Genomic DNA, 13,757 nt, shown 5'->3' on the forward strand with positions numbered 1-13,757 from the left:
GGTCATGTCAGCGGCATCCCTCTGCCTGTAGTGCGATCCACCTCGTGCCCATTCTACCGCATGCCCCAAGATTTACCGTGTGCCCCAGACCTACCGCGTGCCCCAGACCTACCGCGTGCCCCAAGCGCCGAGCCGCGCCATGGTGGGGAACGGGTTGACCGGCTCCTCGAAGCGCGGCGGCAGGCCGAGCAGCGGCGCCACGCGCGTCATGATCTTGCCCGTCGTCACGCCGGCGTTCCAGGCAGCGGTCGCGTAACCATAGCTTTCCGGCGTTGCCTGCGGTTCGTCATAGACGGTGAGGAACAGGTATTTCGGATCGTCCGCCGGCATCACGGTCATGAAGGTGGTGAAGTTCTTGTTCTTCGCGTAGCGGCCGTTGATGACCTTGTCCGCGGTGCCCGTCTTGCCGCCGATGAAGTAGCCCGGCACGTCGGCCTTGCGCGCCGAGCCCTTCACCGCGTTGAGGCGCATGACGAAGCGCATGGCCTCGCTCGTCTCGGGCTTGATGACCTGCGGCGCGTTCGCCCGCGCCTCCTGCTCGGAACGCCTGAGGAAGGTCGGGTTGACGAACTGCCCGCCGTTCAGCAGCGCGCCCACGGCCGCCGCCGCCTGCATCGGCGCCACCGCGAGGCCGTGGCCGTAGGAGATGGTGATGGTGTTCAGCTCGCCCCAGTTGGGCGGCAGCAGCGGCGCGGAGCTCTCCGGCATCTCGGTGCGCATGCGGTCGAGCTGGCCCATCTTCTTGAGAAACGCCTTGTGCGCCGGCACGCCCTGCTGCAGGGCGATGCGCGCGGTGCCGATGTTCGACGAATAGATGAAAATTTCCGGCACGTTGAGAATGCGGTTCTTGCCGTGATAATCCTTGATGGTGAAGCGGCCGTAGCGCAGGCCGCCGCGCGCGTCGTAGGTGGAGTTGATGGTCGCCTTGCCCGAATCGAGGCCCATGGCGATGGTCAGCGCCTTGAAGGTCGAGCCCATCTCGAACACGCCGACGATCATGCGGTTGATGCGGTCTTCCTTGAGCGCGTCGACGGGGTTGTTGGGGTCGTAGTCCGGCAACGAGACCAGCGACACCACCTCGCCGGTGTTGACGTCGAGGATGAGCGAGGCGGCCGCCTTGGCCTTGAAGTAGGCCATGCCCTTCATCAGCTCGTCCCGCGCGGCCGCCGTGGCGCGCAGGTCGAGCGAAAGCTGCACCGGCTCCAGATCGTCGGCCGAACGGGCGAAGCCGTAGCCGGCGAGCGCCTTGAGGCCCTGGTTGTCCATGTATTTCTCGATGCCGGCGATGCCCTCGTTGTCGACGTTGGCGAAGCCCAGCACGTGCGCGCCCACCGGCCCGTTGGGATAGACGCGCTTGTTCTCCGGCACGAAGCCGACGCCGGGGATGCCGAGCCGGTGCACCTCCGCCTGCTGGCGCGGCGTGATCTGGCGCTTGACCCACACGAAGCCTCTGTTCGTGCTGAGCTTCTCGCGCAGCTCGCGCGCGTCGAGACCGGGCAGCACCGCCGTCAGCAGCTCCGTCGCCTCGTCGGCGTCGATGATGTTGCGCGGCTCGGCGAAGACGGACACGGTCTTGATGTCGGTGGCCAGCACGACGCCGTTGCGGTCGAGGATATCGGGCCGCGCGGCCGCGACCGTGTTGCCGCCGCGCAGTTCGCCCGGCAGCTTCGGATGCATCGCCATCCACGACAGGCGGCCGATGAGGGCCGCGAACAGCACCACGAAGAACACCCCGACCAGCGTCACGCGCTGGGCGGAGCGATCGGCGCGCATGCGGAACAGGTCGCGCACGAAGTGCCACACGCGGGCGCGGCGGGAGGGCCGAAGCTGCCCCTCCTCCTCATGCACGGGCGCGTATTCCGGCAACGCGCGCCCCGCCGCATTCTCCGTCCTGTTCCCGTCTTCGCCGTTCATCTCGCCCATCCGCCACTCCCGTCCCGGAATGCCCGCACCCGCGGATCACTGCCGTGATCGCTCCTTCTCCTCAAGGGATCGCTCCTCAAGGGGTTGCCGTCGCCGACCGGCTGACACCGGCCGCCGGCGTGTTGGTCGGGGCCCCGAGGCCCAGCGCCTCCAGCTTGGCGCCGATAGAGTCGACCTTCGGCTGGCGCTCGGGAATGTCGCCGAAACGCACGATCTGATTGATCTTGAGCGGCTGCAGATCGAGATACTGGTCCGACAGCACCGCGATCCTATCCGGGCGCACGTGGAACTGCCAGTCGGCGCGCGAGGCGGCGATGGCGTCCTTCTCGCGCTGGATCTGCGCCTTCAGCTTCGACAGCTTCTCGGCATAGAAGATCGACTCGTACTTGATCGAGTAGGCGTAGCCGGCCGAACCGAGCAACGCCACCACGGCCAGCACATGCAACAGACGCACCAGCATCAGCGCCCCCTCCTGCGCGTGCGCCGCTCGGGCAGCGCCGCGAGCGACATCACGGTTTCATCCACTTCCCGCGCCGGCGCGGCGAGGCGCTCGGCCGCCCGCAGCTTGGCGGAGCGCGCGCGCGGATTGCGCGCGCATTCGGCCTCCGTCGGCGTCACCACGCCGCGCGACACGAGCCTGAAGGTCGGCGCCTGCGTCCCCTCCTCGGGCAGGTGGCGCGAGCCTCCGCCCGATCGGGCGGAGCGGCGCGCCAGAAACTGCTTGACGATGCGGTCCTCCAGCGAATGGAACGTCACCACCACGAGCCGTCCGCCGGGCTTGAGGAGGCGCTCGGCCGCGTGCAGCGCCCGGGTCAGCTCGCCCAGCTCGTCGTTGACGTAGATGCGCAGCGCCTGAAACGTCCGCGTCGCCGGGTGCGGGCCGTGGGGGTCGGCGCGCACCACGCCCGCCACCAGCTCCGCGAGTTCGGCCGTCGTCGCGATGGGCGCCTGCGCGCGCCGCTCCACGATGGCGCGCGCCACGAAGCGCGAGCGGCGCTCCTCGCCGAAATTGTAGATGATGTCGGCCAAAAGCGCCTCGTCGGCCGTGTTGACCACGTCGGCGGCGCTCTCGCCGGCCTGCTCCATGCGCATGTCGAGCGGGCCGTCGAAGCGCAGCGAGAAGCCGCGCTCGGCCTCGTCGATCTGCATGGAGGACACGCCGATGTCGAGCACCACGCCGTCGACGGCGTCACAGCCCTGCGCCCGGGCGGCGGCTTCCATCTCGCCGAAGACCGTCTCGACCAGTGCGAGGCGCCCGCCGGACGCCGCCACGAGCTCCCTGCCCGCCGCGATGGCGGAAGGGTCGCGGTCGAGCGCGATCACCCGCGTGCCGGCCCGCTCCAGGATCGCCGCGGTATAGCCGCCGGCGCCGAACGTGCCGTCGAGATAGACGCCGCCGGCGCGCGGATCGAGGGCGGCGAGGACCTCGTCCAGAAGCACGGGAACATGACGGGCCGGTCCGCCTGCGACGCCGGCCGGGCCGTCGTCGCGACCCGTCATCGTTCCCGTGCCTCCGAAGCCAAACCTCGCGAAACCATGCCAGCCTCTCCCAAAGACCGTTTCAGGGCACGCACCCGCTCGCGCGCCTCCTCCAGATGCCCGCGGAACGCCGACGGCTCCCAGAGCTGGAACTTGTGGCCGAGCCCGACGAAGGTCACCGAGTCGCCAAGCCCCGCATGGGCCTTCAGCCCGTCGGTCAGCGCCACGCGCCCTTCCGCGTCCACCTTCAGGATCTCGCTCGTGCCGAGCAGCGCCGTCGACAGGAAATCGCGCTCGTCCGAATAGGGCGCGAGCCGCGACAGCAGCCCGTCGATCTCCCGCAGCAGGGCGTTGCCGCCCGCATCGAGCGCCGGCGCATCGAGCGCCGGATGCACGTAGAGCCCCTCGAACCCGTCCCGCGCCAGGACCGCCCGGAACGGCGCCGGTATCGACACCCGCCCCTTGGCATCCAGCCGGTTGGTGAAGTTGGAAACGAACCGATCCATCGCACCCAGATCCGCCGATATCCCGACCCGCCGCCGCGCGCCCGAACGCCGCAAGCTCAGGCGCCGCAACGGCACCGGCCTGGCCGCCCCCGGTCCGGCCGCCGCCGGCTTTCGGGTGCAGACGCCGGATGGGACCCGCCGGAAATGGGACATCTTGGGATATCATGGGACAATATGGCCGTCAATGGAATCACGGCCACCATGGCCGGTGCTTCCGCCTCCATCTCAACCGGGTTAGGGTTAACGAACCGTTCAGGCAGCGTTCATTTCGGCGTGATCCCGAGAAATAAAAAAATAAAGCCGCGGCGGGCCGGGAAGTGTTCCGGATGCCCGCCGCGGCTTTCGATGTCAGTCGGCCTGTAAGCCGGGTTCTGTATGGCGGAGGCCTCGCGGCCCCGCGTGACGGCCATTCATCTGGGACGGCTGTTGCCAGCCGCCTCTAGCAACCAACCCGGACGACCGGCGCGGAAACGCGCCTGACCCTGCTGCCGAGGCCGCGGGGTCCGTCGTCCCTATTCGGTTTTGCTCCCGGTGGGGTTTACCCTGCCGCTGCCGTTGCCGGCCGCGCGGTGCGCTCTTACCGCACCCTTTCACCCTTGCCCCGGACGCATCCGGGGCGGTTTGCTTTCTGTGGCACTTTCCCTGGGGTCGCCCCCGCCGGACGTTATCCGGCACCGTGTTTCCGTGGAGCCCGGACTTTCCTCTGCCCTCACGGACAGCGGCCGTCCGGCCGGCTGACGATCTCGGGATAAGGTCGCGCGCCGCCGTGGTCAAGTGCGGCGCGCGCGGCGCATCATTCGACGCGGGTCTTGCCGTCGCCGGCGGGCGCTGCCGTCGCCGCCAGCTCCGTGCCGAGGCTGGCGATGATGGTGCGCACCTTGGCGCAATAGGCCAGATTGGCGCGGCTGGGACGCTTGGCATAGTGGCCGCTCTGGTAGCGCATCACCGTGCCGCAGGTATCGCCGTTCGCCAGCCGATACGCCTGCCCGAGATATTTCATGCCGTATTTGATGTTGGTCTCGGGGTTCATCAAGCCCTTGGCCGATCCACTGTAGCCGACGCCACGCGCCGTTCTGTGCTTGATCTGCATCAGGCCGAGCGCGCCCGCGTTGCTCACGTGCGGCTGGTAGCGGCTCTCGACGCGCACCACCGCGTCGCCGAGCGCGAAGGGGATGCCGTTGGCGGCGGCGTGCTGGGCGATCAGCGCCCGGTAGCGCTCGCGCGAGGCGGCCTGATAGCCGAGCGCCTGGCGGGAGCGGGGGGAAGAGGAGCGCGCGGAGGAGGAGCGCGCGGAGGAGGAGTGCGCGGCCTTGCCGGCGTTTTCCGCCAGATTCGGCGGGGCGATCGTGTCAGGGGCAATGCTGGCCGGCTTCTTGCGCACGGAGCGCTTGCGGGGCGCCTTCGCCGCCCCGGTTTGCGCGCTTTTGCCATCCGCGGGCTTGACCGCATCGGCCGGCGCCGGCGCGGATGTGGCCGCCCTGGCCCGCTCGCTGGCGAAAAAACTGTAGATATCGGTATTGGCCAATGCCTGAGTGGAAGAGGTTCCCAGCGCGCCGGCCATGACGGCGGTCAACGCGATTATCCGTACACTTCTCAAACGACTGCTCCTCGACCGGACCGCCGCTGCGACCTTTCCGGCCCCGCGGCGACGCCGGCATAACCCGCCGCCAGCACGCGCTCGCGCCGGCATGACTTCTACCCAACCACCGTGGAGACAACGCTTTCGAACCGGTCCCGCACCCGCCGTCGACATTCCGCTGGCAGGCAAAGCAGTGCCGTCGCCGATTCCAATATCGATGCCATCGCGCCCAGAAGAGCGCGCAACGAAACCAATCGACGCCGAATCCTCGACAGTCTCCACAGGCCCCCAGGCCGCTAGGGGTGGCACTCTCATAGGGGAAATAAGGCAAACTTCTGACGAAATAACTATTCGCGTATTCGCGTAGACTTAATCCGTTATCGATATAGCCGACTACATGAAATTTAGGATTTATTATCCATTAGTTTCTTGTATTTTTCATGTGAATGAAGAATTGGGTATGCGGCAAAAAATTGACGAGCCGCATATCCTCCCTCGGACAGGTCGAATAAGCTCCCCATATGGTCGATTTCCGCTGCCGGGCGTCTCGCGGCGCGGGGCGGGAACCGTCTTTTCAAGCATAGAGGTGATGGCGATGAAGGGAATTCGGCTCGTGAGTCTCGCCGCCGCCGGCGCGCTGGCGTTCTCGCTCGCGGCGTGCAGCACGACGAATCCGCGTGACCGGGCGGTCGGCGGCGCACTCATCGGTGGCGCCACCGGCGCCGTGGTCGGCGGCGTGGCCACCGGGCGGGCCGGCGGCGCGCTGGCGGGCGGCGCGATCGGTGCGGCGAGCGGCGCGATCATCGGCCACGCCACCGCGCCGCGACGCTGAACACCGCAGGCAGGTGAGGCCGCGGCGCTTGAAGAAACCCGCACGCTCCCGGTCGAAGACCGCGAGCGTGCGTATGGCGCGGCCGTTTGCGGCCCTGCGGCCGAGGCGGTATAGGAAAACTCCCGTATCGCACAACGGCCAGCAAGCATGAGCGCCCGCCTCGTCCCGGACAGTCCCGTCGCCTCGAAGGTGTTCCCCTCGCCCAACCACGGCGAAAGGCGCGGCGCGACAGAAGGCGCCGCGCGCCGGCCCGACATCCTGTTGCTGCACTACACGGACATGGCCGATTCGGGTGAGGCGCTGAACCGGCTGTGCGATGCGACGTCGCAGGTCTCGGCGCATTACTTCGTGTTCGAGAACGGCCGCGTGCTCCAGCTCGTGCCCGAATCGCGCCGCGCCTGGCACGCGGGCGAGGCGGTGTGGGACGGCGAGCGCGACATCAACTCGGCCTCCATCGGCATCGAGATCGCCCACCCCGGCCATTTTCGCGATGCCGCCCCGCCGGAGTCCATGCCGCCCTTTCCGCCGGCGCAGATCGAGGCCGTGATCGCGCTGGCGCAGGACATCATCGCCCGCTGGGGCATCCGGACGGACAGGGTGCTGGCCCATTCCGACGTCGCGCCCCTGCGCAAGCGCGATCCCGGCGAGGCCTTCCCGTGGGAAGAGCTGGCGCGCGCCGGCGTGGGCCATTGGGTGACGCCCGCGCCCCTGCGCGGCGGCCGGTTCCTGTCGCCGGGAGAGCGGGGCCAGCCCATCGAGGCGCTGCAGGCCATGCTCGGGCTCTACGGCTACGGCCTCGACGTCGACGGGGTCTACAACCCCGAGACCGAGGCGGTGGTGCGCGCCTTCCAGCGCCATTTCCGGCCGGAGCGGGTCGACGGCATCGCCGACGCCTCCACCATCACGACGCTGCGCGACCTCATCGCTTCAAGGACTTGAGAGCGCTTCGCTTTTTCAGCGCTCACGCGCCGCGCGAGCTCGATGCCCTATCGGAACGGCGGCTCGTCGAAGCTGCGCAGCTTGCGCGAGTGCAGCGAGTGGAGCTGGCTGCGCAGCAGGTCGAGCGCGGCGAGGCCGATGCGCAGGTGCTGTCCCACCGCCCGCTCGTAGAACGCGTTGGCCGCGCCCGGCAGCTTGATCTCGCCGTGCAGCGGCTTGTCCGACACGCACAGCAGCGTGCCGTAGGGCACGCGCAGCCGGTAGCCCTGGGCGGCGATGGTGCCGCTCTCCATGTCCACCGCGATGGCGCGCGACAGGTTGATCAGCCGCCGCTCCTGCGACCAGCGCAGCTCCCAGTTGCGGTCGTCGTAGGTAACGACGGTGCCGGTGCGCAGGCGCCTTTTCAGCGCGTCGCCCTTGTCGCCGGTGACGGTCGCGGCCGCCTCCTGCAGCGCCACCTGCACTTCCGCCAGCGCCGGGATGGGGATTTCCGGCGGCACGGCGCGGTCGAGGATGTTGTCCTGCCGCAGATAGGCGTGCGCCAGCACGTAGTCGCCGATGGACTGCGACTGGCGCAGCCCGCCGCAATGGCCGATCATCAGCCAGCAATGCGGCCGCAGCACCGCCAGATGATCGGTGATGTTCTTGGCGTTCGCCGGCCCCACGCCGATGTTGACGAGGGTCGTGCCGTGGCCGTCCTCGGCCACGAGGTGGTAGGCCGGCATCTGGAAGCGGTGCCACGCCACGCCGGCTGCGAGCGCAATCGCCTCGTCCTCGGGCGTGCCGCGCGCGATGACGGTGTTGCCCGGCAGCACAAGGCGCAGGTAGCGGCCGCTTTCCCGCAGCAGCTCCAGGCCGATGCGGACGAACTGGTCGACATAGCGGTGGTAGTTGGTCAGCAGGATCCAGGGCTGGACCTGGCGCCAGTCCGAGCCGGTGTAGTGCACGAGGCGGCGCAGCGAGAAGTCGACGCGCGCGCCGTCGAAGAGCGACAGCGGCAGCGGGCGGGCCGGGTCGTGCTCCCACAGGCCGTCCGCCACCTCGTCACCCACCTCGGTGAGGTTGGGCACCGGGAAATGGCTGGCCAGCTCCGCCGCGGTCCCGCCGATCCCGGCGAGTTCATCGCCGCGCTCGACGACGTAAGGATAGGGGATCTCCTGCTGCCCGCGCCCCACCAGGACGCGGGCGTCGAAATCGCGCATCAGGTGGCCGAGTTGCTCGGTGAGATAGGGGCGGAACGCCTCCGGCTGGGTGATGGTGGTGGCGTAGCCGCCGGCGCGCTGGAATTTCGCATAGGCGCGCGCGCTGACGGGAATCGATCCCTCCGGCTCATAGACCACGCGCAGTTCGGGATAGCAGAACGCGGCGCGCGCCGCCGCATCGGGCAGAACCTTGTGGCGCACGAAGGCGTCGAGCGCCTGGCGCTGCGCCGCCAGCGCGGCGTCGTGCAGGACGGCGAGCCGGTCCACCGCCTCGTCCGCACTCGCGCAGGGCACGAAATCCGCGCCCGCTCCGGCGCTGACAGTGGCCATTGGCCGCTCCTTCTCCAAATGGCCCCCAGGCGCGGCACGCTCCCCGAGAACGCTCCTCCGGCGCCTCCCTCCGGCCGTGCTCACCTGCTGATGCCTCCGGGCTCTCCCGGCAGCACGAACAACTGGCCCGGATAGATCCGGTCCGGATTGCGAATCTGCTCCTGATTCGCGTCGTAGATGACCGTATAGCGCACCCCGCGTCCATAGACGCGGCGGCTGATGCGCCACAGGGTGTCGCCGCGCTCGACACGCACCGCGCGCACCTCGGGCACGACGACGACGTGCGAGCCGTCATCCGCCTCGCGCGGCCCCGGCGCCCCGGCGGTGGCCGACGGCTCCTCCAGCGGCGCTTCCGGCATCGAGAACGGCACTTCCGCCCGCGACAGCACCTTGCCGTCGTCCGGCGTCACCTGATCGAGCCGGACGTGGTAGTCGCCGGGCGGGATGCCCGAATCGATCCGGAACGACACCCCGGCCCCGTCGGAGGCCGTGCCCTGGGCAAGGAACGTGTCGTTGAGATAGAGCCGCACCGACGAGCCCGGCGGGGCCTGCCCGGATACGTAGAGCCTGCCCGCCTCCGCCTCGACGGTGGCGATCACGACATTGTCAGGCGGCGCGGCGGCCGTTGCGGGCGCGGGCGTTTCGGCCGGCGCGGCGGTGCTGTCGTCCCCCGGCGCGGCCTGGGCGATGACGTCGGCTTCCGGCGTGCCGTTCAGCTCGCGGGCGACGACGCCGCCGCTCGACAGCAGGGCCGTGGGCTTGTCCGGCTCGGTCAGCGCCACCACCGGCGGCGAGGTGCGGTCGGGTGACAGCACCACCGTCACCGACTGCTGCGACACCGTGTCCGCCCCATCCTCGCCGACCTCGCGCAGCGTCAGTTCGTGATCGCCCGGCGGCAGCGCCGGCGGCGTCAGGGCGAACGTGCCCGATTCGGGCACATCGACCTTGTCGTGCACCCGGCCGTCGACGAGCAGTTCCAGCGTCTTGCCGGGCGTGGCGCGGCCGGCGATCACCGAATCGCCCTCCGGGCTCACGCGCACGACGTCGAAGGCGGGCGGCGCCGCGCCGTCCGCCGGAGCGGCGGACGGGTCGCGGGCGGCATCCGCTCCGGTCCCGGAGGCGGTGGCCGGCGCGGTGGCCGCGACGGAGCCCGGCGGCGGGGCCGCCGTGCCGGGGGCAACGGCGGGCCGACCGGCGGGCGGGGCGGAGGTCACGGCGGCATCGCGCGGCGGCAGGCCGAACACAACGACCGCCCCCGTCAGCAAAGCCGCGCCGACAGCGATGAGCGCCAGTTGTATATTTTTCGACGTGGCCATTCCACGCAGCCCTTTCCGCATGAAACAGGATACTACCAGCGGTTATATACCGCCGCCCGACATTTGTCGCGTGACGACGAAAGCCATGTCACAAAAAAGGTTTATCGTGACATCCGCAACATGGGATCGAGCTTCCGGGCCGGGGCCGGGAGAGGACGCCGGGGATCGCGAACATAGCGTCTTGACCCGATCCCGGCGGCAGTTCACATCTTCCGGCATGAGCATGATTCGATCCATCTGCGTCTACTGCGGCTCGTCCAACGGCAGCGACCCGGTCTTCACCGAGGAAGCCGTCGCTCTTGGCACGGCCATGGCCAAATCCGGCATCCGGCTAATCTACGGCGGCGGCAGCATCGGCCTCATGGGCGCAACCGCCCGCGCCGTGCTGGAGGCGGGCGGCGAGGTCACCGGCATCATTCCCGACTTCCTCAAGCAGCGCGAGAGCCTGCTGAAGGACGTTCAGGAAACGATCATCGTCCCCGACATGCACACCCGCAAGCGGCTGATGTTCGAGCGTGCCGACGCGTTCGTCGCGCTTCCGGGCGGGATCGGCACGCTCGAGGAGCTCGTCGAGCAACTCACCTGGGCCCAGCTCGGCCGCCACAAGAAGCCGATCCTCATCCTCGACAGCCAGGGCTTCTGGCGTCCACTGCTGTCGCTGTTCGCCCACATGAATCTCGCGGGCTTCATCCGCCCGGGTCTCGACATCGCCTATCTCGTGGCGGAGAAGGCGCAGGACGTCGTGCCGATGCTCATCACCGCCGCGCGCCGCGCCGCCGAGACCGAGGCCGCCCCGGAAGCAGCCGCCATCGGCCAGCGGTTCTGAATCAGGCGAGAGCACCGGTTCTGATTCCATCGGAACCGGTGCTCTCGATTCCATATTTTTCCGCAACTTGCATTCGATTTGACGGTCAAATTGACTGCAAACTGCTATGTCTCCCAGCTCGTGGTGCCGTCCTTGTTGTCGATCAGGGTGATTCCCTGATCGGCGAGTTCCTTGCGGATACGGTCCGCCTCGGCCCAGTTCTTCTGCGCGCGGGCGACGGCGCGGGCGGCGATGGCCGCCTCGATGGCCGCAGCGTCGGGCGCGTCGCTGCGGGCGGTCTTGACGAACGGCGACAGGTCTATCCCCAGCAGGCCCACGCCGGCCTTCAGCTCCGCCAGCCTGCCGGCCGACTTGAGACCGTGCAGCACGGTGATCGCCTTCGGCGTGTTGAGGTCGTCGGCCAGCGCCTCCAGCAGTTCATCCGGCGGCGCATCGGCGGCGTCGACCCCCGCCAGCGCCTGGGCCCAGCCGCCGAGCACGGCCGCACTCTCCTCCAGCCCCTTCACCGTCCAGTCGATGGGCTGGCGATAGTGGGTGCGCAGCATGGCGAAGCGCAGCACCGCGCCGGGCCACGCGCGGCCGCCGAACACGTCCTTCTCCAAGAGGTCGTTGATGGTGATGAAGTTGCCGAGCGACTTCGACATCTTCTCGCCCTCCACCTGCAGCAGCCCGTTGTGCAGCCAGTAGTTGGCCATGCGCGGCGTATCGAGCGCGCAGCAGGTCTGGGCGATCTCGTTCTCGTGGTGCGGGAACACCAGATCGATGCCGCCGGCGTGGATGTCGAAGGTCTCGGCGGCGGCGGGATCGTCGCAGCGCAGCCGGCCCGAGAAATTCTCGATGAGATGGCGCCAGCTCATGGCCGAGCACTCGATGTGCCAGCCCGGCCGGCCCGGCCGCGCGATGCCGCCGGGGCTCGGCCACGCCGGCTCGTGTTCGTTCGAGGGCTTCCACAGCACGAAATCCATCGCGTCGCGCTTGTAGGGCGCGACATCGACGCGTGCGCCCGCCAGCATGTCGTCGAGCGAGCGGCGCGCCAGCGCGCCGTAGCGCGGCAGCCTGTGGCCCGGCGCCTGCGCCGCCGCCTCCATGGCCGGTACCGAGAACAGCACGTGGTCCTGCGCCACATAGGCGAAGCCGCGCGCGATCAGCCGCTCGATCAGGTCGCGCATCTCGGCGATATGCTCGGTGGCGCGCGGCTCGACGCTCGGCTCGATGACGCCCAGCGCCGCGGTGTCCTTGCGGTACTGCGCTTCCGTCGTCGTGGTGACGCGGCGGATCGCCTCGTTCAGCGGCAGATCGGGGAAATCGCGTCCCGCGCGGGCGTTGATCTTGTCGTCGACGTCGGTGAAGTTGCGCACGTAGGTCACCGCCCCCGCGCCATAGACATGGCGCAGCAGGCGGAACACCATGTCGAAAACGATCACCGGGCGCGCGTTGCCGATATGGGCGTAGTCGTAGACGGTCGGGCCGCAGACATACATGCGCACCGCGCCCGGATCGACGGGAACGAAGTCCTCCTTGGTGCGGGTGAGCGTATTGTAGAACCTCAGTCCCAATGACCTGTCCGGCTCGCGCGACATCCGTCGTTCCTCGTTAGAAGATTTCACGGAAACGGTGAAACCCTCTTCCCTTCCCTTTGAGCGCATTCCGGTCGATCGGAAAGCGCTCCGGCACCGGGACGGCGCGCCGGCCTCCATGAGACAGGGCGGCCCCGGCCGGTCCTCGCACGCGGCCTGTCGCGCTCCCTGTCACAGGACATGCGCCGGGGGCATTCGTATGCGAACGCGGTATTTGCCTTGCGCGCGCGAATCCGTCAAGAGTAGCGGCAAGGCGGCGGGATCCCCTCCCCGCGGCTGCCGGTGTCGCGTCATTCAAACTTTCTTCATCCTCCCCAGCCAATATGGGACCGCGCGCCGGGCGTAGCAGCGGCGATCCGCTCCCGCAATCGATTCCTGAATGCAGCAGACGACCATGATTCGCACGATCTCCGCCTTCGCGCTCGCGTCGGCGCTCATCCTTGCCGCGGCCGTCGCCGGTCCTTCGCTCGCCGGCGGGACCGACCCGGATGGCAAGCCCACTTTCCTGATCTCGGCCCGGGACGGCTACGGCGTGGCGGAGTGCCTGACGCGCGGCGACGCGTGCTCGGTTCAGGTGGCCAACGCCTGGTGCGTGGCGCAGGGCTATCATCACGCGTCCGACCTGCGCGTCATGGAGGCCAAGGACAGCCGGACGCTCACCGACGCGATCGCCATCACCTGCGACCACTGACGTTCTCGGCCCGCTGCGTCCGTCCCGCACCGGGACGGAGCCGCCCGGTTGACGGGAGCGGCGGTTTTGGCGATTTTGCCGCGCTGAATGCGGCCCGATCCGTCACGCGGGTGACGTGTCGTCCGAAGCATGTGTCAGCCATTGTCCGGGGGAGATTTCCGTGAAGCCATCTTCGACCATCCGCGCAGATCTGCGCAGCAAGTTTCGTCGGCCTGCCGCCCGCACCACGGTTGCGCTCGCGGCAGCGGCCGGCGCCGCGCTGACGGTTGCGGCGTGCAACACCACCCAGAACGCCCCTGTCCAGGCCGATGGCACGGTCTACGCCGCGCCGCTCGACACCGCCGCGTTGTCGCAGCATTCCTGCGGCACGCCGATCGTCGCCTATCGCAACCTCATCGACCGTGACGTGCGCACCGGCTTCCTCAGCCAGTCGGTCTACGACCGGATCGCGCCGCAGCTCGCCAGCGCCGCCGCCACCTGCATCGCCGGCAACGATGCAGCCGCGATCGCCTCGCTCAACGCCACCAAGCGCCAGTTCGGCTATCCGGTCTGATCCT

13 protein-coding genes and 1 other RNA gene are annotated in these 13,757 nt (G+C 69.0%); 5 read left to right on the plus strand and 9 right to left on the minus strand.

The annotated features are described in order from the left end of the window. Positions 1-108: 108 nt before the first annotated feature. The 6 genes from ACUSIJ_RS17310 to ACUSIJ_RS17335 form a co-directional block, all read right to left on the minus strand. Complete coding sequence (locus ACUSIJ_RS17310) at positions 109-1,914, minus strand: peptidoglycan D,D-transpeptidase FtsI family protein (protein ID WP_449309766.1); 1,806 nt, start codon at positions 1,912-1,914, stop codon at positions 109-111. 85 nt (positions 1,915-1,999) lie between these two features. After that, positions 2,000-2,383, minus strand: coding sequence for a cell division protein FtsL (gene ftsL, locus ACUSIJ_RS17315; protein WP_449309668.1), 384 nt, complete (start codon positions 2,381-2,383; stop codon positions 2,000-2,002). Next, positions 2,383-3,423, minus strand: a complete 1,041-nt coding sequence (gene rsmH, locus ACUSIJ_RS17320; RefSeq protein ID WP_449309669.1) for a 16S rRNA (cytosine(1402)-N(4))-methyltransferase RsmH — start codon at positions 3,421-3,423, stop codon at positions 2,383-2,385. The genes ftsL and rsmH overlap by 1 nt, the downstream gene beginning before the upstream one ends. Next, on the minus strand, positions 3,420-3,908 hold the full coding sequence (locus ACUSIJ_RS17325) for a division/cell wall cluster transcriptional repressor MraZ (protein WP_449309670.1): 489 nt from the start codon (positions 3,906-3,908) through the stop codon (positions 3,420-3,422). Before ACUSIJ_RS17325 ends, rsmH begins: the two co-directional genes overlap by 4 nt. 344 nt (positions 3,909-4,252) lie before the next feature. Continuing rightward, positions 4,253-4,646: RNase P RNA component class A (gene rnpB / locus ACUSIJ_RS17330), an RNA gene on the minus strand. A 55-nt stretch (positions 4,647-4,701) separates the two neighbouring features. Continuing rightward, entirely contained in the window at positions 4,702-5,481 is a 780-nt protein-coding gene (locus ACUSIJ_RS17335) for a lytic transglycosylase domain-containing protein (RefSeq protein WP_449309671.1), read from the minus strand. 601 nt (positions 5,482-6,082) lie between these two features. Between ACUSIJ_RS17335 and ACUSIJ_RS17340 the strand changes: the two genes are divergently transcribed. Together ACUSIJ_RS17340 and ACUSIJ_RS17345 are read left to right on the plus strand one after the other, a co-directional pair. Continuing rightward, positions 6,083-6,319 (plus strand): glycine zipper domain-containing protein, encoded by a 237-nt coding sequence (locus tag ACUSIJ_RS17340; protein ID WP_449309672.1) that lies wholly within the window; start codon positions 6,083-6,085, stop codon positions 6,317-6,319. 147 nt (positions 6,320-6,466) lie between these two features. Beyond that, positions 6,467-7,258: a peptidoglycan recognition protein family protein gene (locus tag ACUSIJ_RS17345; protein ID WP_449309673.1), complete on the plus strand. Its 792-nt coding sequence runs from the start codon at positions 6,467-6,469 to the stop codon at positions 7,256-7,258. A 47-nt stretch (positions 7,259-7,305) separates the two neighbouring features. On the opposite strand, the gene ACUSIJ_RS17350 is transcribed toward ACUSIJ_RS17345, so the two are convergent. Both ACUSIJ_RS17350 and ACUSIJ_RS17355 read right to left on the minus strand, forming a co-directional pair. Then, positions 7,306-8,790: an AMP nucleosidase gene (locus tag ACUSIJ_RS17350; RefSeq protein ID WP_449309674.1), complete on the minus strand. Its 1,485-nt coding sequence runs from the start codon at positions 8,788-8,790 to the stop codon at positions 7,306-7,308. Positions 8,791-8,870: 80 nt separating this feature from the next. Next, complete coding sequence (locus ACUSIJ_RS17355) at positions 8,871-10,106, minus strand: LysM peptidoglycan-binding domain-containing protein (protein ID WP_449309675.1); 1,236 nt, start codon at positions 10,104-10,106, stop codon at positions 8,871-8,873. Between the two features lie 217 nt (positions 10,107-10,323). On the opposite strand from ACUSIJ_RS17355, the gene ACUSIJ_RS17360 reads away from it, so the two are divergent. Beyond that, a complete protein-coding gene (locus ACUSIJ_RS17360; protein WP_449309676.1) occupies positions 10,324-10,932 on the plus strand; it encodes an LOG family protein in 609 nt (202 codons plus the stop codon). 104 nt (positions 10,933-11,036) lie between these two features. Here ACUSIJ_RS17360 and cysS read toward each other — a convergent pair whose 3' ends face one another. After that, entirely contained in the window at positions 11,037-12,488 is a 1,452-nt protein-coding gene (cysS, locus tag ACUSIJ_RS17365; RefSeq protein ID WP_449309767.1) for a cysteine--tRNA ligase, read from the minus strand. Positions 12,489-12,903: 415 nt separating this feature from the next. Between cysS and ACUSIJ_RS17370 the strand changes: the two genes are divergently transcribed. Together ACUSIJ_RS17370 and ACUSIJ_RS17375 are read left to right on the plus strand one after the other, a co-directional pair. Continuing rightward, positions 12,904-13,200 (plus strand): hypothetical protein, encoded by a 297-nt coding sequence (locus ACUSIJ_RS17370; RefSeq protein ID WP_449309677.1) that lies wholly within the window; start codon positions 12,904-12,906, stop codon positions 13,198-13,200. Between the two features lie 160 nt (positions 13,201-13,360). After that, positions 13,361-13,753: a hypothetical protein gene (locus ACUSIJ_RS17375; RefSeq protein WP_449309678.1), complete on the plus strand. Its 393-nt coding sequence runs from the start codon at positions 13,361-13,363 to the stop codon at positions 13,751-13,753. Positions 13,754-13,757 lie beyond the last annotated feature (4 nt).

It is taken from the genome of Pseudochelatococcus sp. B33 (assembly GCF_053570585.1).

What these genes read in the sequence shown, in the direction of transcription:
- ACUSIJ_RS17370 (WP_449309677.1), top strand. Translation starts at nt 12,904, where the DNA reads ATGATTCGCACGATCTCCGCCTTCGCGCTCGCGTCGGCGCTCATCCTT.
- ACUSIJ_RS17350 (WP_449309674.1), bottom strand. Translation starts at nt 8,790, where the DNA reads ATGGCCACTGTCAGCGCCGGAGCGGGCGCGGATTTCGTGCCCTGCGCG.
- ACUSIJ_RS17310 (WP_449309766.1), bottom strand. Translation starts at nt 1,914, where the DNA reads ATGAACGGCGAAGACGGGAACAGGACGGAGAATGCGGCGGGGCGCGCG.
- ACUSIJ_RS17355 (WP_449309675.1), bottom strand. Translation starts at nt 10,106, where the DNA reads ATGGCCACGTCGAAAAATATACAACTGGCGCTCATCGCTGTCGGCGCG.
- rsmH (WP_449309669.1), bottom strand. Translation starts at nt 3,423, where the DNA reads ATGACGGGTCGCGACGACGGCCCGGCCGGCGTCGCAGGCGGACCGGCC.
- ACUSIJ_RS17345 (WP_449309673.1), top strand. Translation starts at nt 6,467, where the DNA reads ATGAGCGCCCGCCTCGTCCCGGACAGTCCCGTCGCCTCGAAGGTGTTC.
- ACUSIJ_RS17360 (WP_449309676.1), top strand. Translation starts at nt 10,324, where the DNA reads ATGAGCATGATTCGATCCATCTGCGTCTACTGCGGCTCGTCCAACGGC.
- ACUSIJ_RS17340 (WP_449309672.1), top strand. Translation starts at nt 6,083, where the DNA reads ATGAAGGGAATTCGGCTCGTGAGTCTCGCCGCCGCCGGCGCGCTGGCG.
- ACUSIJ_RS17325 (WP_449309670.1), bottom strand. Translation starts at nt 3,908, where the DNA reads ATGGATCGGTTCGTTTCCAACTTCACCAACCGGCTGGATGCCAAGGGG.
- ftsL (WP_449309668.1), bottom strand. Translation starts at nt 2,383, where the DNA reads ATGCTGGTGCGTCTGTTGCATGTGCTGGCCGTGGTGGCGTTGCTCGGT.